The organism is Vibrio wakamikoensis (genome assembly GCF_050337275.1).
Lineage (GTDB): Bacteria > Pseudomonadota > Gammaproteobacteria > Enterobacterales > Vibrionaceae > Vibrio > Vibrio chaetopteri.
Map to the genome: position 1 here is coordinate 87,668 of NZ_JAKJST010000018.1, position 22,250 is coordinate 109,917.

Sequence of the window (22,250 nt, forward strand, 5' to 3'; positions counted from 1 at the left end):
CTCCTAAACAGTTTCACGACTTATAGCTCATCAATTCGAGCTAAGTTGGCTTCTGCGGTCGTCAGATGCTCGTCTTGGACTTCCGGCGCCATTCGATCCCAGGTGCGATATATCATCGCAACACGTGGGTTTCTTGCTAGTTTGTCACGATGTTTGTGCATAAAACGCCAGTAAAAGCCGTTAAACGGACAAGCTTGCTCGCCGCTTCTCTCTTTTACGTTGTAATAGCAGCCACCACAATAGTCACTCATCTTATTGATGTAGCCACCGCTTGAGCAATACGGCTTTGTCGCAATAAGCCCACCATCGGCGTACAAGGCCATTCCCCGCGTATTTGGCATTTCGACCCATTCGATGGCATCGACATAAATTCCGAGATACCATTCCTCGACTTTGTCGGGGTCAATTTCCGTCAATAGTGCAAAATTACCCGTGACCATAAGGCGCTGAATATGATGCGCATAAGCAAACTCTAGCGATTGAGAGATGGCATGCTGCATGCAGCGCATTTTCGTTTCCCCAGTCCAGTAGAACTTGGGTAAAGCCCGATGTGCTTCAAGGGCATTTTTGTGCTGATACTCCGGCATATTGCTCCAGTACATTCCACGAATGTACTCTCGCCAACCCAATATTTGACGCACGAAACCTTCCACCTGCGCTAGGCTAATCGAGCCCTCTGATTCGGAGTAGGTATTGATAGCGGCGTACAACACTTCCAACGGAGACAACATTTTGCTGTTGAGTGAAAAAGACAACCGACAGTGATACAAACTCCACATCGACTCATGCTCCGCCGTCATCGCATCTTGAAAGCGACCAAAGTTAGGTAGGCAGATCTGGCAAAAATGGGCGAGTAAGTTGAGCGATTGCTCCCGATTAATAGGCCACAGCAATTGTTGGCCGATCTCTCCGATGGACTCGATATCGTGTCGAACCATGCGATCGATGACATCGTCCGTCGAATTGGCAAAAAGGAGAGGCGCAGGTAAGTCATTTAAGTCATTGCTTTTAAGCTTATTTCTGTTGTCTGCATCAAAGCTCCATTTTCCTCCAAGCGGTTTATCTTCGCTTTCCATCAACATGCCGTGCTTCTTGCGCATTTTCCGATAAAAGCGATCCATAACGATGGCTTTCCCTTTCGGAAACAGTGCTTTTATCTCTGAAAACGGCAACAGAAAGTGCTCGGTATCCACCTCTTTCACCGCAATATCTGGCAATGCGATTTGTCTCAGTTGCTTGAGCAAGCGCCATTCGTCAGGTCTTTGATACTGAAAATAGTCAGCGCCATGATGTAGACACTTTGCGAAAATGAGTTCGTCTAGCGATTCAAACCGAGCGCTGTCATCAAGCGTTAAATGTTCCACATGATGCCCTTGCTCTGCCAACGTATTAGCAAAGGACTCCATGGCGAGGAAGAAAGCGACCTGCTTTTGAATGTGGTGTGTTACATATTCTGATTCTTGTTTAAGTTCGGCAATTAGATAGAGCACGCCATTTTCAACATCCGAAAACCAAGAGTGCTGTAAGTTGAGTTGATCACCCAATATGAGTCGAACCGTCTGATACGCCATCGCTACTCTCCTTTTCTGTTGTATGGTGGCAGTCAGTTTTGCCCGTGATATCTGACTCAGTCTGTATGATGCGACACCTTATTCGTGTCATTTAGCCGTTATCGAGTGGCCAATCCACCACATCTACTGCATCTACACTCATAGATATGCCATCACCCTCCCATTTACGGATGAAAACTTCATCAGGATCATAGAGTTGTGTCTGTTTTTGTAAGTCAAACTTACGATGACCACGGGGATCTGCCCCGACACCTGCCAAGTATTGCCAATTCCCCCAATTCGAGGCCACATCGTAATCAATCAATGTGTGCTGGAAGTAATTAGCGCCGTGTCGCCAATCAATGGCGAGTTCGTGGACAAGACAACTGGCCACCAGCTGGCGGCCACGATTAGACATATAACCTGTCTGTTTGAGCTGACGCATGCAAGCGTTAACAACCGGATAAGGAGTGGTGCCGTTTACCCACTGCCGAAATCGCTGTGCATAAAATGAAGTTAGAGGTGACTTGTGTTTAATACCTGAAAACGCAAACAATCTTGCACCATGACAGCGAGCGTACCAATGAAAGTACTCACGCCACAGCAGCTCAAACACAATCCAGTAGGTCGACTCGTTCGCGCCAAACCGCCTTTCAAAACGATGCAGTTGACTGACAATCGTTCTCGGTGACACATTGCCATTGGCAAGCCACAACGAAAACTTAGTCGAGCTTCGCCAGTCATCCAGCGCATTGCGTGTTTGCTTGTAACTAAGCGCGGCATCCGTCTCGAAATATCCTCGCACATGTGCCAGTCCTGCAAGCTCACCACCACGGACGCCTTGTTCTCCAAAATCTAACGCCTGCTCGAAGCACCCGTACGCTTCTGGTAGTCCTTGGCGGTTATTAATCGGAGGTGGTAGCTCAGTCACCGTACTACCGGGAAGGGTAATGGGCTGCTTTTCTATCAGTTTTCGAAACTTTGAAAATGAATCGGGCAAATCAGATAAGCCGAAAGGGAGCGTGTTTGCACTAAACAAGCTGTGGCTTTCTTCTCTATGTACATTGAGTCTTGGGTGCTGACGAGCCAAATGCTCCACCACGGTCTCAGCGTACCAGCTAGCTGTTTGTGCAACGAACAGGTCAGTAATGTCGTAGCGGCCAATCAACTCGCTTAACTGCTGCGATGCTTCCCCAAGGCTATCGGCCTCCAACTTGTGGAGCACTTGCCCAATCTGTCTGAGGGACTGATTGAGCTCTCCAACTGACTGCATTGCAAAGTGCTGCTTAGCATCATTATTGATTTCAACTGGCAAAAATCGACGTTCAAACTGCGTTTTTAGTTCCGGGAGAAACACACAGTGAAGAGAGGTAACCTCTCTAGCCGCTTTAGCAAGCAGTGCGTTGTCATGCAGCCGCAAGTCGTTATAAAACCAATACAATCCTCGTTTGATGGCCATCTTTTTCTCGCTATGTTCGTTGCGTTAAGCGTGGGCAGTCTTTACACATACGTACAGACGCGCTTGTTAGCTTAGTCAATGAGTGGGCGGTTCGCGAAGTACACACGTAAAAAGTATGTCTAAACCATAAGAGGCTAGCGTTATGGCACTCAAAAAAACACTCGACAATCTCGCCCCACATTTTGAACCAGGAGGAAAATACCAAACTTACTATCCACTGTATGAAGCTGTCGCCACCCTTTTCTATACACCTGGCCACGTAACCCAAGGCCGCACTCATTTACGAGACAGCATCGACTTAAAACGCATCATGATCATGGTGTGGATCGCAGTGTTCCCAGCCATGTTTTGGGGAATGTACAACATAGGTAATCAAGCGACAGCGGCACTTAGTGTCACCTACACGCTCGATGAACTGGTACCAGTTTTTGAGCAAAGCTGGCGTCTATCTCTTGCATTTGGGTCACCGGAGGCACTGGCCAGTGCTGGTTGGGGCAGTGAAATGTTCTACGGCGCACTGTTCTTTCTGCCTGTCTATGCCACAGTATTTATCGTCGGCGGTTTTTGGGAAGTGCTGTTCTCTATCGTCCGCAAACACGAAGTCAACGAGGGCTTCTTCGTCAGCTCTATCCTGTTTGCACTCATCTTACCCCCCACGATTCCGTTGTGGCAGGCGGCGCTTGGCATCACCTTCGGGATAGTGGTTGCAAAAGAAGTGTTTGGAGGAACAGGACGTAACTTCTTAAACCCTGCGCTCGCCGGGCGGGCTTTTTTGTATTTCGCCTACCCCGCTCAAATGTCTGGCGGTACGGTGTGGGTGGCTGCTGATGGTTATTCGGGCGCAACGCCACTGAGCCAATGGTATGAAGGTGGTCAAAGTGCGCTTATCAATAATATGACCGGAGAAACGCGATCTTGGAGTGATGCCTTTATTGGCAACCTGCCAGGCTCCATGGGCGAAGTATCGACGATGTTCATCATGCTTGCTGGACTATTCTTGATTGCGATAGGCATCGCCTCTTGGCGTATTGTGCTTGGCGTATTGATTGGCCTAGCCGCTACCGCGACTTTACTCAATTTGATTGGGTCAGATAGCAACCCTATGTTCTCCATGCCGATATGGTGGCACTTTGTGATTGGTGGCGTCGCGTTTGGTACCTTCTTTATGGCGACCGATCCAGTTTCCGCTGCATTTACTGACTCGGGAAAACTGGCTTATGGTGTGTTGATAGGCGTCATGACAATATTTATACGCGTACTCAACCCTGCTTACCCAGAAGGCATCATGCTCGCTATCTTGTTCGCGAATCTGTTTGCTCCGCTGTTCGATCATGTCGTCAAAGAGTCTATGGTTAAACGCCGAACACGTAGGATGAACAAGCTTAATCAATAACGCTCAAAAAGCGTCCAATGCAAATTGTAAACTGCAACAGCATTTATAAGAATGCTGTTGCGGAAGCAAGATCACGCCTTTTTTAGTGTCTATTTTCAAAAACTGAGGATCCGAAAGTGACAATTTACTCATCTCATTGGATAATTGGATAGCTATACAGTAAAAATAACTACAAGAAATCATGGCATTTATCGGAATGAGCTAAGGACAACGAAGGGACTATGAAGAGAAACGATTTTCAGAAATCGGCCGCCAACCTAAAAAAGGCGGTGCCGCTGATGGTTAAACATCACGTACCTGCGACGCCGGCAAATTACGCGTTGTGGTATACCTATGTGGATCAAACCATCCCTGAGTTAAATGCCGATATGGACGCCATACTCAAAGATTACGAAGTCCTCCCGCCTGTCAATTCTGCCTCACTTTATCGAAACCATATTGCTGAAAAAGCAGAAGTAGATCTTCAAGGTTTAAAAGAAAACCTCGAAGCGATTGTGACTGAAATGTCGAGCTCGATGGATGACGCACTTAACGATACCAGCGATTTTTCACAAGCACTTGAAGATAGCTTTGACGGCTTGTCTTCAAGCCTGGTTGCCGAGCGCGCACCTACCCTTGATGAAGTCATGCCTCTCATCAAACAATTAGTCGATGAAGCCAATGACATTAGGCACTCCACAGACTTTATACACGGACAACTAAAAAACGCCAGCGACGAGATCAGCCGACTCAAATCTCAGCTAGCAAAAGTCCAATGCAACGCCATGTTCGACAGCTTAACCTCGCTGTATAACCGCGGTGCTTTCGATGCCGACTTGACCATGTTTTGCGAAGCCAAGCAGCCACTTAGTTTGATTTTGTTAGATATCGACCACTTTAAAAAATTCAACGATGAAATGGGACACCTGTTCGGCGACACCATTTTGAAAGGCATCTCTCAGCGTCTGAAGCAAGCTTGTCGTGGTGGCATTACTGCCTATCGATTCGGTGGAGAAGAATTCGCACTGATTGTACCGAACAAATCACTACGTGTAGCAAGACAAATGGCTGACGCCCTGCGTTTAGCCATTGAGAAAATGACGATTAAAGATCGTAAGAACGGCCAAAAGATCGGCAACATTACCGCCTCTTTTGGCGTGGCAGAATTCATTGCCGGTGACAGCTACGCGTCGCTGGTTGACCGTGCAGACAAACAGCTTTATGACGCTAAACGCTCTGGCCGTAACCGAGTGATGCCGTTCTAAAAAAACGCCCCACCGTTAAGGCGGGGCAATACTACCAAAGGAAAATGCGGTAATAATAAACGTGCTAGCGTGAATTAAAATGCGAAGCTAAATCCTAGCGTATAGTCATCTCCATTTTTCGCGGTGTACTCTTTGTCCTCACTACAAGCGCTTGGTCGTCCTTGCTCATCACCTTTCACTAAACTAACCCAGTGACGAATTCCCGAGGCGTGACAGTTTTCTGACTGACCAAACGTAGTACATGTTTCCAATTGAATGTCTTCAATTTCTACCAGCTCTAAATTGCCAGTACCTTTACGACGACCAATCGTAACCTCTAGGTGAGTGCCGCTTTCATCACGAAGCAAAATACCTTCTGGTGCACATTTATCGCCAAGGTAAGCCACAAAATGCTTAGCGCGTTTGAGTCCTGTGTGCTCACCATTTTTGAAATACGCCTGTACGTGGCGATAATCAATTTCGTAACTCACCACATCTTCGTGTGAGCCTTTCTCTAATGGAAACAGGGTGTCTAGCAGCTGTTTCGCCATCTTTTGTTTTTCCATCTGCTCATCAGCTTTAACCATCTCGACGGCGAACACGGCTTCTGCGATAAAGGTTGAATGGTTCTTATGAAGTTCTGTTTTATCGAATGTCAGCATGTTCATAGTCTGTCCCTCTTACTGCTGCTAGATCCAAATTAGAGTAATCAACCCAAACGGATGTTTAAATTTATATTCGTTTTGTGATTTGTATACTTTGTAGACTAGCGTGTTTTTGACTACAATTTCACAACAAAAATTTTACAATGTGAATTTTACAAAATGCCAGTGTCAAAAAGTCTGATCCGCCAGTCCCATTTTTTGGGCACCAAAGTTCGTAACCTACGAAAACGTAACCACTTAACCATGGAAGATCTGTCTGCGCGTTGTATTCGAGTCAACCCCGAGTACGCGCCTTCCGTCTCTTACCTGTCGATGATTGAGCGTGGAAAGCGCGTGCCTAGCATCGACATGCTGGAGGTGATCGCAGAAGTATTTCAAAAAGATCCTGCTTGGTTTCTCGACAATGAACCCGAACCAGATGAAATTACCCCAGTAAAAGGAAATCGCGGCGGGATAAGTGGTATGGCACTTGAGCCAAGCTTTTTGTTCTCCAATGACATTTTGCAAATCGCCATTCCCGAAATGCTCTCGCAAACCGGGATCACCGGTCGTCAATTTGCCCACTTGTTGATACGTGCTCATCAGGAAAGTTTGCAGAACCACTTTCCCGATCTTGAGCGTGCCGCAGAAGACGTTGGCTTGAAACGACTCAACCTCTCGATTGAAGATCTCATTGATATTGCAAGCGATTTAGGGCTGCGCGTGCAATGGGTAAACCGGACACCAAAAGATGTGGTGGATGAACTCGGGGTGAACGCCAAACAATTGGTGACGTCGTTTTTCGAGCCACCTGGTACTATCTACCTCAACGAAATCCTTAAAGCCTACCCAACACGTCTAAAGTACGATTTGGCGGTGTATATTGGCCATCGCATTCTGCATCGCGATGAGGGATTAAAAAGTGTGCTCAGCGTTGGCAACCAAAATACTTGGGACGACAGTGCGGCTCATCAATCTTCTTCTGCACTCAACTCTCAGGACATCCTCCAAGCATGGCGCGATTTTGAATCCAGTTTCTTTGCAGGGGCTCTACTCTGCCCCAAAGTACCATTTAGGCAACTGCTCGACCGAAGCGGCTATGAGATTGATGTTCATAAACGTGTCGGAGTGTCCCCTTCGGTCGCCATGCGCCGCATGACCGTTGTGTCCCCATATCCACACTGGCACTATTTCGATGCTTATGGGCCGGGGAAGCTAAAAGCGGTCTATCGCGGAAATGGTATTCCGCTTCCGTGGGGAAATATGCGGATGGTTAATGACCCCTGCCAACACTGGGCAGTATTTAGAAGACTGTCTGAGCCGCAAAATGGCTCATCGGCGCAAATATCTATATTGAATGTCGGTGATGAGCCAAGGATCTATTGTTGTGAGTCCATCAACATGACCGATCCTGCGGGTAATAATCGAGTACTGTGTGCAGGTATCGATCTCAATCCAGCAATTGATGCTCAAGGTGGCAATGCATTAGACATCGCCAGCGAACTTAAGCGCTCGTGCGTTGAAGGCGGTGGCAGTGTCATCATTCCACGCCATATCAAGAAAGATCTGCAAACCGTCGCTAAGATACTGAATATCAACTGGGTGGAACGTGGTATTGATGGCGATGCTCGATTAATCTGCTCTCGAGGCGCTGTTTGTCCACGTAAGCCAAGTTGCTATGAAGGTTGTCAGGATGACGCTGGTCAAACACTTGGAGACATTGTTTGATACGTACAAGGCGTAGCAAGCGAAAGATTTAACAATGGAAGGCTAATCAGACAAAGGGAAGGAATAGGCTTGGAAATAGCCTTTCTGACCTCAGAAAGAAAAAAAGCCAGCCACAAAACATGTGTGACTGGCTATATACAAGTGTGAACAAAATAGGTTCACTAACAACGTCAGTTGGCTAGGTGACCCTCGGCTTAAAAAGGGTCGCTATAGTTAATGCAGTATGCGTGCCAACTTTTTAAAGTCTGTTTTTAATTGATTTTGGCCAAATCTACACCAATTTCAGGGAAATAGCGTTCATATAACCCTTGCAAAATGCAAATGTAAATGCAATTTGCAATCACGACGATTTTCATAGTAGGAATAGTGATTCAATACGTACCCCACAAGCGTTACCAGTTGCATAGGTTAGGGCATGAAAGAGTTAAGTTGTCGTTAGGTCAGCTCGATTAAAGACACCCAACACACAACCTTCCAAATTTCAGCAATTTTCGGCCTCTAAATTGAGCAACCTAAGTTTTCGCTCCACACCACCAGCGTAACCAGACAACTTTCCATTTTTACCCACCACTCGGTGACATGGCACAACAATAGAGAGTGGGTTTTTACCATTCGCCGTCCCAACCGCCCTCACCGCTTTCGAGTTGCCTAGCCGATTGGCCAGTTCTTGATAGCTGATCGCTTCTCCATACGGAATCTCGCAAAGAGCCTGCCAAACCTTGCGTTGAAAGTCAGTGCCGATAGCAGCTAGCGGCAAAGTAAACGTTTGACGCTCACCAGCAAAATACTCTTTTAGCTCAGTTTCTGCTTGTTTTAGTAATGGATAGCTTGGGTTGTGTTCCCCAAGCTCATCAGGGCAGGTTGTATGCTGCTCAAACCAGATACCCAGTAAGCCTTCACTATTCGCTTGAACAGTAATCGCCCCTAGCTCACTTGCAAGCACAGTGTAATAATTCATGAGAAATGACTCCAACAGTGAAGAGTGGCATAGCTGCCCCACGGTGCAGTATGCTCTGCGTTAACTTCGCTATGATCAACCAAGTACTTTTTAACAATCAGATCTGAACTAAGTAGTAGATCTGGCGCCGATAAACCGCGCATTTTTGCATAGTTGACTGTCCACGGCCCGATACCTTTTAGCGACAACCAGTTATCGGGATGATCGTCTGGGTGTTCGCATAGGTGGCTAGCAAGTCGCAATAAGGTTTCTTTTCTGCTTTCAGGCATGCGCAAAAAACTAAGGTCTTTGCCTGCTATAAAATCGGGTGTCGGAAACACCTTCTGACCAGAAAGACACTGACCCATAGTATCAGTCAAAAGATTGAGCTGACCTATCGCGGCTTTTACAGATACCTGTTGTCCAAGTACCGCCCTAGCGCCGGCTTCCCAAGTGGACCAAACTCCAGGTAACCTAAGACCCGGCTTTAGAATAAGCACCTCATCAACAGCATGTAGATGGGATTCAACGGCAGTTATGTCAGTATCAAGATCGAATACACGCTTGATACCACTCAATAAACTGGCCAACTTGGTGACCTGTTCCAATTCAAACTCGACTTTAACCGTCTGCGCCCCCTCAAAATCTGCAAACAGACGAAACCATGCGAGCGTCCCATCGATATCTACGTAGCGTTCATAACTTTGCTCGGTCACTCGCTCAACCCCACTGATCGCACGCTTTTGAAGAAAGCCAAGCATTGCAGACCAATCATAAGCGCCGCGATAAGCTAAATAGACTTCGTTCCGGGCAGTGACTTTTCCGTCACCACGTCGCAATTCCGATGGGGTTAACTTAAGCGTCCTCCTAAATGCATCATTAAAACGCCTTACGCTATTAAAGCCGCAGGCAAAGCCAATATCCGAAATCGATAAATGACTATGATGGAGAAGCTGCTTCGCAAACATCAATTGATGGTACTGAGCGTATTTCTTGGGCGAAACCCCTAGGTGCTCTTGAAATAACTGACGCAGATATCGGCTACTAATACCTAAACGGTCGCTCAGTCCCTCGCAACTGGAATGATGTAGCGCCCCTTGCTCAATAAGTGTTAGAGCACGGCGAAAACTGGTTTCTGCGCCAAGCCAAGCCCATGAATTGGGAGCACTTTCTGGACGACAACGCAGACAAGGACGATACCCCGCCTCAAGGGCAGCATGAGCATGCTGGAAATAACTTACATTGTGCTCTTTTGCCAAGTTCGCAGGACAGATCGGCCGACAAAATATGCCTGTCGTTTTAACACCGACAAAAAACACGCCATCAAAACGGGCATCACGCGCAAGCCTCGCCTGCTGATACTGTTCGTTGGTCATTGAGATTACCGCCACTTTGTCGCCTCGTTGTTTTTGTCGTTAGTGTCCAGTGTAAACCAAGTTGGTTCAGTGACTAGCCATTTTCGGAACTCAACACAAGCTAATTTTCGCAAGGAAAGCTTCATAGCATTGTCATCTAAGTTTCAAATTTTCGCGTGAAAGTAACGACTTACTAAATGCTTAAATTAATCGTCTGGCAAAATTTCAAAAAACGCCAAAGCTCTGTCTATACTGAGGCAGAGTTTGATGAGAAACGTCATTTTATGAGGGTGGCTATGTCTAATGTAGATTTTCGTCTTGGTAAGAAACCGTTCTACGACAACAAGCGGTTTCGACGTGGGTTTGCAAAATCCGGAGACTTTACCATTGCCGAAGAGGAAATATTGATCCGCTTCGGAGATACGATGAACTTACTTGAAGGTGGCGAACTCGCCCCTGAATCTGAAGAGGAGCGCCATTTTCTACAAGCTGTCGCCGATGAACAGCAAGCGGAAAGCAAGCTTGAGAAAACGTGGATCAAATACATCCATCTAGCTCGAGACCGGAAGAAGTTCCATACTCTAAATGGGAAAAAGGCGGCCGCGACCGAAAGCGTCGAGGACGAGTCTGATTATGATGATAGCAACGCCGATATTGGTAACGACATCGTCGATGACGAGCCACGCTCAGACGACTAATCGCCAGCGTTATTCGCGCTGACATTGAAGCGACTTACGCCCAACGGCAGTTGGGCCTTTGTCTATGTATTCAAACTAACGAGGCAATTGTTCAAGCAGGTATCAAAGCCCATCGAATGGTTGAACGCGATTTAGGCATTCTGCAAGCATTGCAATAATAGCTTACGTTGCCACACGCTTTCATGGCATCCAGCTTTGTGTCGCAATCAGGACAAAATGGCGTTTTATTGAAGCTCACCTGGCACTGAGTGCAAGTGCGACCTTCCTCATTTTCCACTTCAATCTTGCATGTTGGGCAGGTCAACCTTAGTGCTTGAATCGCTGCGTGATCCATGTTCTACCTTTTACTTAGCGCTTCTCTCAACCTGTTCAAGAAGGCAAACAACTACAGATAGCTCAGTATAATTCCTCACCGCTATTGAAGACAAAACCACCTCGCACTGACAATTAAAGTTCCACATAGATACCGTCAGCAAGTATTTGATACTTTGATTCATTAGCCTAACCCCTGTTCACTGTTCTCATTAACGCCCACTGAACTAATATTGAACAAAGACAATTTTATCGATTGCCACCCCGGAAATGAGAGTAAGAGTTATTTACAATTAATGGCATTAAGATGCCTATTTACTGCGGGTAAGGAGAACACCATGACCACAGCCATCACTCAATGGTTAGCACGAGATCCGGATTCAAAAACTCGTCAAGAGCTTCAACAGCTTATCGATAGCAACAGTCAGCAAGAACTGAAAGATAGATTCAGTACACGTCTAGCTTTTGGTACCGCAGGACTCAGAGGCAAAGTCGGCGCCGGTCCCAACCGAATGAATCGACTCGTCATCCAAGAAACCGCAACAGGGCTTGGGCAATATCTGCTTGAGCAAATAGATAATGCGGACACGCGAGGCGTTATCGTCGGCTATGATGGTCGAATCGATTCAAAACAGTTTGCTCACGATACCGCCAGCGTGCTTACCGCAATGGGTATCAAGGTCTATTTGACCAGCCAAGTAGCGGCAACGCCGATTGTCGCCTATGGCGTGAAAAAATTTAACGCCGCCGCAGCGGTCGTGGTCACAGCGAGCCACAATCCGCCAGAATATAACGGCTTTAAAGTCTATTGGGAAAATGGCGCGCAAATCATCCCGCCCCATGACACTGGCATCGCAAGTAAAATTGACCAAGCCACGACCAAACCACTCACTTTATTGCCTCTAGAGCAAGCGAGCGAACAAGGCCTGCTGGAATGGCTAAAAGAAGACTACTACCAATCCTATCGTAGTGCGATGAATGGCAATCCACTGCTTAAACGTAGCAATTGCACGGACGTTTCCATTGCCTATACCGCGATGCATGGTGTGGGCGCCGAAATGGCAGAAACCTTACTCGCCGATGCCGGATTTCAGAACGTAGCCAGCGTTGCAGAGCAGCGCGAGCCTGATGGCAGCTTCCCCACGGTCAACTTCCCAAATCCGGAAGAAGCGGGCGCTATGGATATGGTGATGGCGCTTGGAAAAACGCACGATGCGGATATTGCCTGCGCGAATGACCCAGACGCTGATCGCTTTGCCGTTGCGGTAAGATGCGAAGATGGCGAGTATCAGATGTTAACTGGTGACCAAGTGGGCGCGCTGTTTGCCGATTACCTATTGGAAAATCAGCCAAATGCGCTGGTTGGCAATACGATTGTGTCTTCCAGACTATTGAGTGCGATAGCCAAAGCGCACGGCGCGCAATACTATCAAACACTCACTGGCTTTAAGTGGCTCACCAACATCGCTATGGAGCAACAAAGCGAAGCCCATCCGTTTCTCTTTGCCTACGAAGAGGCGCTTGGCTATACCATTGGAAGTCAAGTATGGGATAAAGATGGTCTGTCTGCTTTGGTTGCCTTTGCCCAACTAACAAGCGAGCTAAAAGCGCAAGGCAAAACCATCTGGGACAAAATCGAAGCCTTGTATCGACAACATGGCTTCTATTGCAATGCGCAGCGCAGTATTGCGCTCGATCCAAACTCGCCACCTATCGGTGACAAGTTACGGAAGCAACCACCAAAACAGATTGCAGGGCAAAAGGTCATCGTGACTGAGGATCTTAAGTCTTCAACACGTTTGTTAGCCAACGGTACGACTGAGCACATCAATTTACCTGCCAGTGATGTACTTATTTACATCCGTGAGGATAAATCGCGTGTGATCGTGCGCCCTTCTGGCACCGAGCCTAAATTGAAGTGTTACTACGAAGTGATCAGCGATTTTCCCACCAGCATGGATTACGCATCAGCCAACCAACATGCAGAAGACAAAATGAACGCGCTTATTTTGGCACATCAACAGAGTCTATAAGTATAAACAAGGAGCGACTCATCGCTCCCTGTTTTGATTGCCTTAGTGACTTACAAATACTTGCCTACAAAAGAGACCACGGTAGAAACGTATTTTGGCGAGTCGAACACGTCAGCGCTGTGACCTACCCCTTTTTCAATATACAGCGCATTCTCAACACCAAACTCATCAAGCTTAGCCTTGAGCTGCTCACTTTGTGAATGCGGCACACGCTTATCTTCATCACCATGAAGGAGTATGTACGCCGGCGAGTCGGCACCAATATAAGTGGTTGTGGAGGCCTCAATCGCCACATCAGGAATACCACTCGGAATCCCACCTAAAAAACGTGATACGGAAGACTTCGCTGACGCCTTTTTATTTCCTTTATTACCTAGAGCCAAGAGATCCGTCGGCCCAAAGAAACTCACCACAGCCGCTACTTGGTACTTTGGCGAAGAGATAAAACCAACTTCTTTATGCGCATTGAGAGCCCCGACGAGCCCCGCCAAGTGACCACCCGCAGAACGCCCCATCAGCACTATGTTGCTGGCATCAACTTGGTATTGCGCAGCGTTATCGTACAAATAGTTGAGCGCATCGTTGATGTCCGCCACTGGCGCTGGAAAAGTAGCCTCTCCACTCAGACGGTAATCCACTGAAGCGAGCGCGTAACCGCGCTCTAGAAACGAGTTCAATAACAGTGGATTCTTGGTCGGGATGGCATCTTTCGAGCCTCGTTTCCAAGCACCACCATGTACCCAAATTAATAGCGGCGCAGGTTGAGTCGTTGTAACGGTTGGCAAGTACAAATCCAAAGCCAATGTCTTGTCACCGACCTGTTTAAAAACAATCTCTTTACGAACGGTATAGTTAGCGTTCGCTAAGCTAACGGGCAGCAGAAAAAGCAGCATGATTATCAGTGTTTTTTTCATCAATAGTTCTCTATCTCAGAGGCGCGAAACAAAGCCGCACGCCAAAGCAAAACAGTCAGGTTTAGAACGAAGTGTTGATAGCTAACCAGTAACGACGCCCATCTTCAACATAACCGTACTCTTCATAATTCGTTTGCTTATCAAGTAGGTTATAGATACCCGCCATCAAACGTACATTGTTTGAAACTTGCCAGTTTCCACCCACATCAACGTAAGTCGCCGCTGGAGCAAGACTATTGCGTGAGTCTTTCGTTATTGTATCTGCTTCTTTGTCACGATATGAAACACGCATCCAAGAGCGGATATCTGGACGAATAGCCCAGTCAGCGTTCAAATTAACAAGGTGTCTAGGCATTTGAGTCAACGGCTGTCCTTTATCCGCACCCGATTTTTTCTCACTATGCGTAAAGGTATAGCTGGCAGCAATTTTTACTGAGTCCGTTAGCTGTTTGGCTATCGCAGCTTCTGTACCATAGGTGACGGCATCCTCAACATTGACGTACGTCGCATCACATGCTCTCCCTGTACCGCTGTCATCAATATTGACCTTATCAATTTTGTCCTTAAAGTCGTTATAAAACAGCGTGATGTTCGATGTTAAAGAGCCGTTGCCAACAAAATAAACCCCGAGCTCGGTATTCACCGACGTTTCTGGTTTTAGGTCTGGGTTGCCGTAAACATCACATCGGCCGTTACAGCTCTCCTGAACCCAATCTCCTTCCATCTCGGTGAGACTCGGCGCTTTATAACCCGTGGAAACACCGCCCTTTACCGTCCAAGCTTGGTCCACACTCCAAACCCCGTATAGACGTGGACTAAACTGTGATTCAAACTGCTGATTATTGTCGTAACGAAGTCCAGCTGTTAGTGTGAAATTATCGAGAAGATACCATTCATCTTCGGCGAACAGTGACCACTGAGCGTTCTTAAATACATACTGGGTATTATCAAGCTCTTGCTGTTCAAAGGCTGCGCCGAGTGTTAGGAAGTGACCGCTCAAAGGCAACGACCATTGAGAGTTAACATTGGTATTTTCAACTGTTAGCTCTCGGCCAACGTTTTCTACCCGCTCCTGACTCACATAGGACGCGCCGCTACCCCAAAGGTAATTGCCATCGTGAGCAAGGCCAATAGCATTACGATTATTTTGTGTTTCTGACGTTGAGATTCGCGTTTTACCTTCTGTATTCACTCGCTTTTGGTCGTGATACGCGTAGTCGAGCGTAAAAGTGTCCGTGTCCGTAGGTGTGAGGTATAAAGAGGCGCGATAGTTTTCTAGATCTTTACCACCGTTGGCATACAGTATTTCATCTTCAACCCGCTGTTGATATAAGCCGGTGACAGAGGCACTAAGTAGATCTTTAATGATCGGCCCCGCTAAGTGCAGCTCCCCTTGATACTTGTTACCAAATTTCGGGTTTTCTTGCAGAGTCGCCTCAGCACGCAAATTGCCGTGCCACTCTTGATAGTCTTTGCGGGTAATCACATTAATCACACCACCAATCGCATCGGAACCATACAAGGTTGACATGGGTCCCCGCACAACTTCAATTCGCTCAATAGCGCTCAAAGGCGGGAGCCAATCTTGTTCAAAACCACCACCGCTGCTCACTTGCGTTTGACGGCCTGACTGTTTGCGTCCATCAACAAGAATCGCCGTGTAATCTGACGGCATACCTCGCAGCGAAATCTCTTGCCTAGAACCGCCACCGGTGACGACAACGCCAGGAAGATCCCGAATAGCATCAGTGAGATCACGATATGAACGGTTTTCAATCTGTTCTCGGTCAATCACGCTGATCGATGCCGGAGCCTGAGTGACGAGTTGTTCGTGACCAGAAGCAGTGACAACCATGGTCTCCATAGCTTCTGAAGCCTTCTCGTCAGAAACAGCAGGAAAAGATAAGGTAAACAAGCTGATGCAAACGGCACCAGCATAGCTAGAAACGTTGAGGTGGTGAATAGACGACATGGGTTGGCAAACTTTCTTGTTATTGATAATCGTTATCAATCAAAACAGTTTCACCACAACCATTACAGTATCTAGAACATCGAATGTGGCTATCCGCATTGTGCATAATATCTGCCACACTTATGCTACTGCTTGTCCATCAGAATATTGTTTTTTAAACAGATCTCGAATCCACTCACACATTGAATCCTCATGAAATCGCTTGTGCCAGTATAGGTAGACAGATTGAAAGTCCAATTTCAGCTCTTCAGGAACGTCACGGACGATAAGTCTCTCATCTTTAGCGGCCTCTTGCGCGAAAGGCGTGGGAAGGTGGAAAATAACATCTGACTCAGCAGCAATACTTGCCGCAGAACTGAAATTCACGTTTAGCCACTAACATTCGGTAAAGGTTTTGTTCCGATGTCGGAGGTTGATGGGATGACAAAACAAAATGTACATCTCCGGCCACCAGCGCATCAAAATGGCGTTGTGCGGTCGTATCGATACTCACCACCATATTTGGTGCCCTCTCACGAATCTCGGAGACTATGCTTGGCATTAAGGTATTGACCTACGGCAGAAGACCGAAAAACCTCACAACACTGGCGTCTTGTTTTGGCTCAAAAGCCTGTTTGTGAACCAAAACCTCAAGGCTGTTGATTACGGTGTTAATGTCCGCCTTGATACTAACCGCTTTTGGGGTGAGTTCATAACCGGCATGAGTTCAAACAAGTAGCTCATCTGAAAACAAAAGTCTCATTTTCTGCAGCGCGCGACTTACAGAAGATTGACTAATATTCATTGCCAAAGCGGTATTCGAGACATGCTTTTCATCCAACAAGGTTTTTAGAATCGTCAAAGAGTTAATATCAAATTGAGATAAGTTCATTAGCTTTGGTGTCTTTATATGTCTTGTCGTTCAAATAGTACAAGTAATTGCGGACGAACGTAAATATCTAGCTTGTACAACTGACTTCTCAAACCGGAGATTGCTTAACGCTAGTTAAACACTCATAAAATGCATTTGCAGCAGGAGACAATGCGGTCTTTGCTCCCTTTAATACAACCGAAAAGTCACTCGTAAACCACCATTGTTCTGGATTAACAGCCACCAGCGCCTGTTGAGAACGGTTGCTTTCAATAAGATGACTGGGAAGAAAACTCAAATGCGTCCCCGCCATCGCGAGCAAAGCGCCAGATTCAACGTTCCAGCCATCGATGAGTTTTAGTTGTTGGTACTGCTCAACATTCAAAAGCTTACGCATTACCTCAGAAGCGTAGCCACCAATGTTAATGCGTCGCCCCTCAAGCGAGTGATTGCGAGTTTCAATTTCCTTTGCAACGTCTTCGCGCGCAAAGAGATAACTCTTCTCAGTGAACAGAAACTCAGCATGACTGAAGGCATCAAGTTGATGTTCAGCAAGAACGACTATCATCATGTCTAGCTGTCCCTTCGCCAGCTTTTCATTTAATAATGTGTAATCCCCAACCTCGAGCGTGAGCTCGACGCTGTCACTCAACTTATAAAAATTCTCGATGGCGGCCGGAACAGGATTACTAGGAAGCGTAATCGTATTATCGAGAATACCAACGCGCACCTGCCCCGTCAGTATTGACTGTACGCCCTTCAATTTAAAGGCAAAATCACTAAGCACATTACTCAGTTCATTTGCATAACCATACACAGTGTGTCCTTCACTTGTTAAATCAAAACCACTTCGACCACGCTTACAAAGCGTCACGCCCAAGCTCTTTTCGAGTTCTATCAACTGATTACTCAGCACTGGCTGACTCAGCCCAGTACTTACGGTAGCATTGCTGATGCCGCCCTGCTCAACGATCTCGCAGAAAATCTCTAATCGTCTCAGGTCGCGCTTGTCCAGTTTCTCAATATGAATAGCCATAACTTAATACATAACCAAAAACGAATGTTTGCATCTAATAATATGTATTTATTTGCATGTAACAAGCTGCTAACTTTTTTTATGTGAACTTTATGGATAATTATTTAGGAGCTTAGGATGGCGAACACACAAACAGCACGGAAGATTGATGACTTTGAGTTAGAGCCCGTACCCGAGAGAGCAAAACGCTCGTGGTACGTCATCAGCCTGATCTGGCTTGCAATTGGTATTGATATCTCTGGCCTGTTCTTGGGTGCGTTTCTAAGTACCGGGCTTACTATTCACGATGCCCTATTTGCGACCTTCACTGGTTCTGCCATTCTCGCCGTACTCGCCATGCTTTGCGCCAATATTGGTTTCCAATCTGGCGTCTCAACACCATTAATGAGTAGCTCTGTATTTGGTCGTCATGGTGGTAAGGTCCTCGGCGCCATCAATGGTGTTTCTCTTGTTGGCTGGTTCGCGTTTCAGGCGGACTTTTTCGCCTACATACTTGTCGATGCGCTAGCGCAGTATGACATCGCCGTTTCCCACTTTGCTGCGCTTGTTGGCGGTGGCGTACTAATGATGATCACCGCAATCTATGGTGTCAGAGCGCTCGGTAAGCTTAGCGCCTATTCAGTACCACTGATGGTGACACTGATTACCGTTGGCCTATTTATGGCGGCAGGTGCACAAAGCGCAGGTGACAAGGTTATTGAGTCTCCACTATCTATGGGTGAAGCTATTTCCTATGTCATGTCGATTTGGATCCTCGCTGCTGTCGCGGCTCCTGATATTGCCCGCTACGCGAAAACGCGCAAAGACGCCATTCTCGGTGCCGGTTTTGGCTTCCTATTTGGTAACAGCGCAACGATTGTGGTTGCCCTGCTGCTCACACAAATGACCGGCTCCGACGACCTAGTGAACGTGTTCTTCGGTATTGGTTTGGGCATGGCAGCGATTATCGTGCTGGTTTTTGCTCAGTGGACGACAAACAGCAGTAACCTTGTATCAGGCGCTTTGGGTATGTCGGTTGTGTTGCCGAATGTGCCGCGTCCTATTTTGGTCATCATGATGACCATTCTTGGCCTCGCTATCGCGCAACTTGGCATGATCGATATGTTTACTGCGTTTCTCACACTTCTAGGGGTGACGATTGCGCCCTCAGCAGGTGTTTACCTAGCTCAATACTACTTCTTAGATAAGTCTGCACTTGAGTTTGAACGTATTCAAAGTGCGCCAAACTGGATGCTAAAAGGCTTGGTTGCTTGGGCATTTGGTAGCGCGGTGAGTGCATGCACCGCAGGCGAGTTCTTCAACCTATTCTCATTAACCAGTATTTCTGCGATTGACGGTATTCTTGCGTCCTTTGTTGCCTACATTGTGCTTGTAAAGCTGTCAGTATCAAATAAGGAAGCGGTTCGTGATTTTCAATGATCAAATGATTGATGATATTGCCCTAGGTGCCACTGTACTTGGCACCGGAGGGGGTGGTGATCCCTACAGTGGTGCGCTAATGGCAAAAGTCGCCATCGCCAATGCGGAAAAGCCTGTCGAGCTTATTTCGCTAGATGAGGTGAAAGATGACTGGATGACAGTGCCTTCGTCTATGATCGGCGCACCCACCGTCGCCATTGAGAAACTCAACTCTCAAGATCAAATGTTGGTAGCGTTTGAAGCGATGGAACAAGCCGTCGGTGAACGTATCGAAGCGACCTTCCCTATTGAGGTTGGCGGTTTCAACTCATTGATCCCAATTTTGGTTGCTGCGCAAAAAGGAATCCCAGTGATCGACTGTGATGCCATGGGACGCGCATTCCCAGAGTCACAAATGGTGACCTTTTATTTGGACGGTTTGCCGTCCGCGCCCAACACACTTGCCGATGAAAAGGGTAACGTCGTGACTTTACATCCTATCGACGGTGTCTGGTCAGAACGATTTGCTCGCCCAATCACTGAGCAAATGGGTGGCTCTGCAGCGATGTGTGACTATCCTATGTATGGTAAAGAGCTCAAACGCAGCGCACTCGGTGCGACCCTGACCAAAGCCATGCAGATAGGTAAAGCCATTCGTGAAGCCAATGCTCGCAGTGACAGTGCGGTCGATGCCGTGTTGGACATTGTAGAAGGGCACCGAATTATTAGCGGCAAGATTGTCGATATAGACCGAAATACCGGCGGTGGTTTCGTGACAGGTGGTGTCGTCATTGAGCCGCTTAAAGCCGCTGAAAGCAATGCGTATCCCGTCTACGTTCATTTCCAAAATGAACTGTTGCTCGCTCATAAGGGAACTAAGGCGAGTGATATGAGCCAAGAATCGCTTCTAGCTTGCACACCCGATTTAATCAGCATCCTAGACCATGAAACCGGGCAACCCATAACGACTGAACAGCTTAGATACGGACAGCGAATTGAGCTTATCGCTTACCCTTGCGCTCCCAAATGGCGGACTGCTAAAGGTATCGAAGTCGCAGGTCCCGATTACTTTGGCTATGGCGTTGACTATGTCGCCATTGAAAACCTTTCGAAACGCACAAATACGGAGGCATGACCATGACAACCGCTATTTATCGCCTCGGTATTGATGTCGGTGGAACCAACACAGACGGTGTCCTTTTGGATGAGTCGCTCAAAGTTATCTCTAAGGTCAAAGTGGCCACAACGCACGATATTTCGACAGGCATCGACAACGCCATTGATGAACTACTGCGTCAAGCAAACTTGACAGGTGAGAGTGTCAAACATGCCATGCTTGGTACAACTCAATGTACCAACGCCATTGTTGAGAAGCGAGGTCTCGACAACGTAGGCATGCTTCGCCTAGCACTGCCGAGTGGCAGCGCTGTACCACCTCTTTGCGGTTGGAGCGCGTCTTGGCAAACCTTACTTGGCGAGCATTTCTATCAAGCCCACGGTGGCTATGAGTACGACGGTCAAAAAATCGCAGACGTAGATGAGCAAGAGATCCGTCAGCTATGTCAGAAGATGAGGGGCAAGGTTGATTCCATAGCGATTTGTGGTGTGTTTTCTCCCGTTAACGGTGAGCAAGAGCTATTGGTTGAACAGTGGGTGAGAGAGGAACTGCCAGAGGTTAATATTTCCCTTTCGCACAAGGTTGGCAGTCTGGGTATTTTAGAGCGTGAGAACGCCACTATTTTAAATGCGGCCTTGCAAGGCACAGCAAAACGCTTTGTCGAAGGATTTTGTCACGCGCTAGAGAAACATCGCATCGCTGTTACGCCCTATTTCGGGCAAAACGATGGGACACTGATGTCTCAAGAGTTCGCGCTTAAGTACCCTATTCTTACTGTGGCGTGTGGTCCTACTAACTCCATTCGTGGGGCTAGCCATCTGACTAAGCTTGATGATGCTATTGTGGTCGATGTCGGCGGTACAACGTCAGATGTAGGTGCACTGACACATGGCTACCCTCGCGAATCTAGCGTAGCAGTCGAGCTTGGAGAAGTGCGCACTAACTTTCGCATGCCCGACATTTTAGCCATCGCCATTGGTGGTGGTACCAAAGTAACGCTCACCGATGACGACATTCAGTTAGGTCCTGAAAGTGTCGGTCATGAACTGACTCAGAAGGCGCTCAGTTTTGGCGGAGACACACTGACCCTCACCGACGTAGCACTCACTAAACAAGTGATGACATGGACAGGTAAAGCACAGCAAAAGCCTATTGATTTGGAGCTAGAAACAGCCAATCAAATCTACGCTCATATGGTAGAAAAGGTCGAAGATGCCATCGACCGGATGAAGACCTCTGCCACTAAAGTGCCGGTCATCCTTGTAGGCGGTGGCAGCGCGCTAATGCCCAACGAATTTGAAGGTGTCAGCTCTGTCGTTCGTCCTGAGCACTTTGAAGTCGCCAATGCAATTGGTGTCGCGCTCGGAGAGATATCGGGTCAGCTAGATAAGATTGTCCCCATCGAACCTAACCAGCGAGCTGAGATATTGGCTGACTTGGAGAAAGAAGCCTGCCAACTCGCTATGGAGGCAGGTGCGTGCGCAAACAGTGTGTCGGTGATTGAGCGCAGTGAAATACCGCTGAGTTACCTGCAAGGGAACATGGTACATGTCAAAATAAAAGCCGCAGGCAGAATCGCTTAGGTTATTGCTTTTAATAAATAAAAACGCCTCATCGAAAAGTCGACGAGG

17 protein-coding genes and 1 pseudogene are annotated in these 22,250 nt (G+C 47.3%); 8 read left to right on the forward strand and 10 right to left on the reverse strand.

Annotated elements, in window-relative coordinates:
• Positions 1-20: 20 nt before the first annotated feature.
• Positions 21-1,571: a cryptochrome/photolyase family protein gene (locus tag L4C42_RS09830; protein WP_353499930.1), complete on the reverse strand. Its 1,551-nt coding sequence runs from the start codon at positions 1,569-1,571 to the stop codon at positions 21-23.
• Positions 1,572-1,662: 91 nt separating this feature from the next.
• Positions 1,663-3,009, reverse strand: a complete 1,347-nt coding sequence (locus L4C42_RS09835) for a DASH family cryptochrome (RefSeq protein WP_353499931.1) — start codon at positions 3,007-3,009, stop codon at positions 1,663-1,665.
• A gap of 142 nt (positions 3,010-3,151) precedes the next feature.
• Between L4C42_RS09835 and L4C42_RS09840 the strand changes: the two genes are divergently transcribed.
• Complete coding sequence (locus L4C42_RS09840) at positions 3,152-4,402, forward strand: NADH:ubiquinone reductase (Na(+)-transporting) subunit B (protein ID WP_353499932.1); 1,251 nt, start codon at positions 3,152-3,154, stop codon at positions 4,400-4,402.
• 221 nt (positions 4,403-4,623) lie between these two features.
• Positions 4,624-5,646: a GGDEF domain-containing protein gene (locus L4C42_RS09845; RefSeq protein WP_353499933.1), complete on the forward strand. Its 1,023-nt coding sequence runs from the start codon at positions 4,624-4,626 to the stop codon at positions 5,644-5,646.
• Between the two features lie 74 nt (positions 5,647-5,720).
• Here L4C42_RS09845 and L4C42_RS09850 read toward each other — a convergent pair whose 3' ends face one another.
• Complete coding sequence (locus L4C42_RS09850) at positions 5,721-6,293, reverse strand: aldolase/citrate lyase/malate synthase family protein (protein ID WP_353499934.1); 573 nt, start codon at positions 6,291-6,293, stop codon at positions 5,721-5,723.
• A gap of 156 nt (positions 6,294-6,449) precedes the next feature.
• Between L4C42_RS09850 and L4C42_RS09855 the strand changes: the two genes are divergently transcribed.
• Positions 6,450-7,997, forward strand: coding sequence for a DUF3612 domain-containing protein (locus tag L4C42_RS09855; RefSeq protein WP_418642738.1), 1,548 nt, complete (start codon positions 6,450-6,452; stop codon positions 7,995-7,997).
• Between the two features lie 481 nt (positions 7,998-8,478).
• Here L4C42_RS09855 and L4C42_RS09860 read toward each other — a convergent pair whose 3' ends face one another.
• The gene (locus tag L4C42_RS09860; RefSeq protein WP_353499936.1) at positions 8,479-8,955 is read right to left on the reverse strand and encodes a methylated-DNA--[protein]-cysteine S-methyltransferase; all 477 of its coding nucleotides are present in this window, start codon (positions 8,953-8,955) and stop codon (positions 8,479-8,481) included.
• Entirely contained in the window at positions 8,952-10,310 is a 1,359-nt protein-coding gene (locus tag L4C42_RS09865; protein ID WP_353499937.1) for a DNA-3-methyladenine glycosylase 2 family protein, read from the reverse strand. The genes L4C42_RS09860 and L4C42_RS09865 overlap by 4 nt, the downstream gene beginning before the upstream one ends.
• Positions 10,311-10,585: 275 nt before the next feature.
• Here L4C42_RS09865 and L4C42_RS09870 point away from each other — a divergent pair, with 275 nt between their 5' ends.
• Positions 10,586-10,987: a MaoP family protein gene (locus tag L4C42_RS09870; RefSeq protein ID WP_353499938.1), complete on the forward strand. Its 402-nt coding sequence runs from the start codon at positions 10,586-10,588 to the stop codon at positions 10,985-10,987.
• Between the two features lie 91 nt (positions 10,988-11,078).
• Here the strand turns inward: L4C42_RS09870 and L4C42_RS09875 are convergent, their stop codons facing one another.
• Entirely contained in the window at positions 11,079-11,321 is a 243-nt protein-coding gene (locus L4C42_RS09875; protein WP_353499939.1) for a YfgJ family double zinc ribbon protein, read from the reverse strand.
• 316 nt (positions 11,322-11,637) lie between these two features.
• Here L4C42_RS09875 and L4C42_RS09880 point away from each other — a divergent pair, with 316 nt between their 5' ends.
• Entirely contained in the window at positions 11,638-13,332 is a 1,695-nt protein-coding gene (locus L4C42_RS09880; RefSeq protein ID WP_429760316.1) for a phospho-sugar mutase, read from the forward strand.
• 50 nt (positions 13,333-13,382) lie between these two features.
• Here L4C42_RS09880 and L4C42_RS09885 read toward each other — a convergent pair whose 3' ends face one another.
• The 4 genes and pseudogenes from L4C42_RS09885 to L4C42_RS09900 all read right to left on the reverse strand — a co-directional run bounded on the left by L4C42_RS09885 (position 13,383) and on the right by L4C42_RS09900 (position 18,104).
• Positions 13,383-14,246, reverse strand: coding sequence for an alpha/beta hydrolase fold domain-containing protein (locus L4C42_RS09885; protein ID WP_429760318.1), 864 nt, complete (start codon positions 14,244-14,246; stop codon positions 13,383-13,385).
• Positions 14,247-14,307: 61 nt separating this feature from the next.
• Entirely contained in the window at positions 14,308-16,218 is a 1,911-nt protein-coding gene (locus tag L4C42_RS09890) for a TonB-dependent receptor domain-containing protein (RefSeq protein ID WP_429760320.1), read from the reverse strand.
• A gap of 120 nt (positions 16,219-16,338) precedes the next feature.
• A pseudogene (locus L4C42_RS09895) lies at positions 16,339-17,089 on the reverse strand (LysR family transcriptional regulator).
• 88 nt (positions 17,090-17,177) lie between these two features.
• A complete protein-coding gene (locus L4C42_RS09900) occupies positions 17,178-18,104 on the reverse strand; it encodes a LysR family transcriptional regulator (protein ID WP_418642734.1) in 927 nt (308 codons plus the stop codon).
• Between the two features lie 117 nt (positions 18,105-18,221).
• On the opposite strand from L4C42_RS09900, the gene L4C42_RS09905 reads away from it, so the two are divergent.
• From L4C42_RS09905 to L4C42_RS09915, 3 genes are read left to right on the forward strand one after another with little or no spacing between them, the layout of a single operon-like run.
• Positions 18,222-19,523, forward strand: coding sequence for a cytosine permease (locus L4C42_RS09905; RefSeq protein ID WP_353499942.1), 1,302 nt, complete (start codon positions 18,222-18,224; stop codon positions 19,521-19,523).
• Positions 19,510-20,637, forward strand: coding sequence for an S-methyl thiohydantoin desulfurase family protein (locus L4C42_RS09910; RefSeq protein ID WP_429760323.1), 1,128 nt, complete (start codon positions 19,510-19,512; stop codon positions 20,635-20,637). Before L4C42_RS09905 ends, L4C42_RS09910 begins: the two co-directional genes overlap by 14 nt.
• A gap of 2 nt (positions 20,638-20,639) precedes the next feature.
• Positions 20,640-22,202: a hydantoinase/oxoprolinase N-terminal domain-containing protein gene (locus L4C42_RS09915; RefSeq protein ID WP_353499944.1), complete on the forward strand. Its 1,563-nt coding sequence runs from the start codon at positions 20,640-20,642 to the stop codon at positions 22,200-22,202.
• Positions 22,203-22,250 lie beyond the last annotated feature (48 nt).

What these genes read in the sequence shown, in the direction of transcription:
- L4C42_RS09830 (WP_353499930.1), bottom strand. Translation starts at nt 1,571, where the DNA reads ATGGCGTATCAGACGGTTCGACTCATATTGGGTGATCAACTCAACTTA.
- L4C42_RS09855 (WP_418642738.1), top strand. Translation starts at nt 6,450, where the DNA reads ATGCCAGTGTCAAAAAGTCTGATCCGCCAGTCCCATTTTTTGGGCACC.
- L4C42_RS09865 (WP_353499937.1), bottom strand. Translation starts at nt 10,310, where the DNA reads ATGACCAACGAACAGTATCAGCAGGCGAGGCTTGCGCGTGATGCCCGT.
- L4C42_RS09915 (WP_353499944.1), top strand. Translation starts at nt 20,640, where the DNA reads ATGACAACCGCTATTTATCGCCTCGGTATTGATGTCGGTGGAACCAAC.
- L4C42_RS09900 (WP_418642734.1), bottom strand. Translation starts at nt 18,104, where the DNA reads ATGGCTATTCATATTGAGAAACTGGACAAGCGCGACCTGAGACGATTA.
- L4C42_RS09870 (WP_353499938.1), top strand. Translation starts at nt 10,586, where the DNA reads ATGTCTAATGTAGATTTTCGTCTTGGTAAGAAACCGTTCTACGACAAC.
- L4C42_RS09850 (WP_353499934.1), bottom strand. Translation starts at nt 6,293, where the DNA reads ATGAACATGCTGACATTCGATAAAACAGAACTTCATAAGAACCATTCA.
- L4C42_RS09890 (WP_429760320.1), bottom strand. Translation starts at nt 16,218, where the DNA reads ATGTCGTCTATTCACCACCTCAACGTTTCTAGCTATGCTGGTGCCGTT.
- L4C42_RS09880 (WP_429760316.1), top strand. Translation starts at nt 11,638, where the DNA reads ATGACCACAGCCATCACTCAATGGTTAGCACGAGATCCGGATTCAAAA.
- L4C42_RS09885 (WP_429760318.1), bottom strand. Translation starts at nt 14,246, where the DNA reads ATGAAAAAAACACTGATAATCATGCTGCTTTTTCTGCTGCCCGTTAGC.
- L4C42_RS09875 (WP_353499939.1), bottom strand. Translation starts at nt 11,321, where the DNA reads ATGGATCACGCAGCGATTCAAGCACTAAGGTTGACCTGCCCAACATGC.
- L4C42_RS09835 (WP_353499931.1), bottom strand. Translation starts at nt 3,009, where the DNA reads ATGGCCATCAAACGAGGATTGTATTGGTTTTATAACGACTTGCGGCTG.
- L4C42_RS09845 (WP_353499933.1), top strand. Translation starts at nt 4,624, where the DNA reads ATGAAGAGAAACGATTTTCAGAAATCGGCCGCCAACCTAAAAAAGGCG.
- L4C42_RS09905 (WP_353499942.1), top strand. Translation starts at nt 18,222, where the DNA reads ATGGCGAACACACAAACAGCACGGAAGATTGATGACTTTGAGTTAGAG.
- L4C42_RS09840 (WP_353499932.1), top strand. Translation starts at nt 3,152, where the DNA reads ATGGCACTCAAAAAAACACTCGACAATCTCGCCCCACATTTTGAACCA.
- L4C42_RS09860 (WP_353499936.1), bottom strand. Translation starts at nt 8,955, where the DNA reads ATGAATTATTACACTGTGCTTGCAAGTGAGCTAGGGGCGATTACTGTT.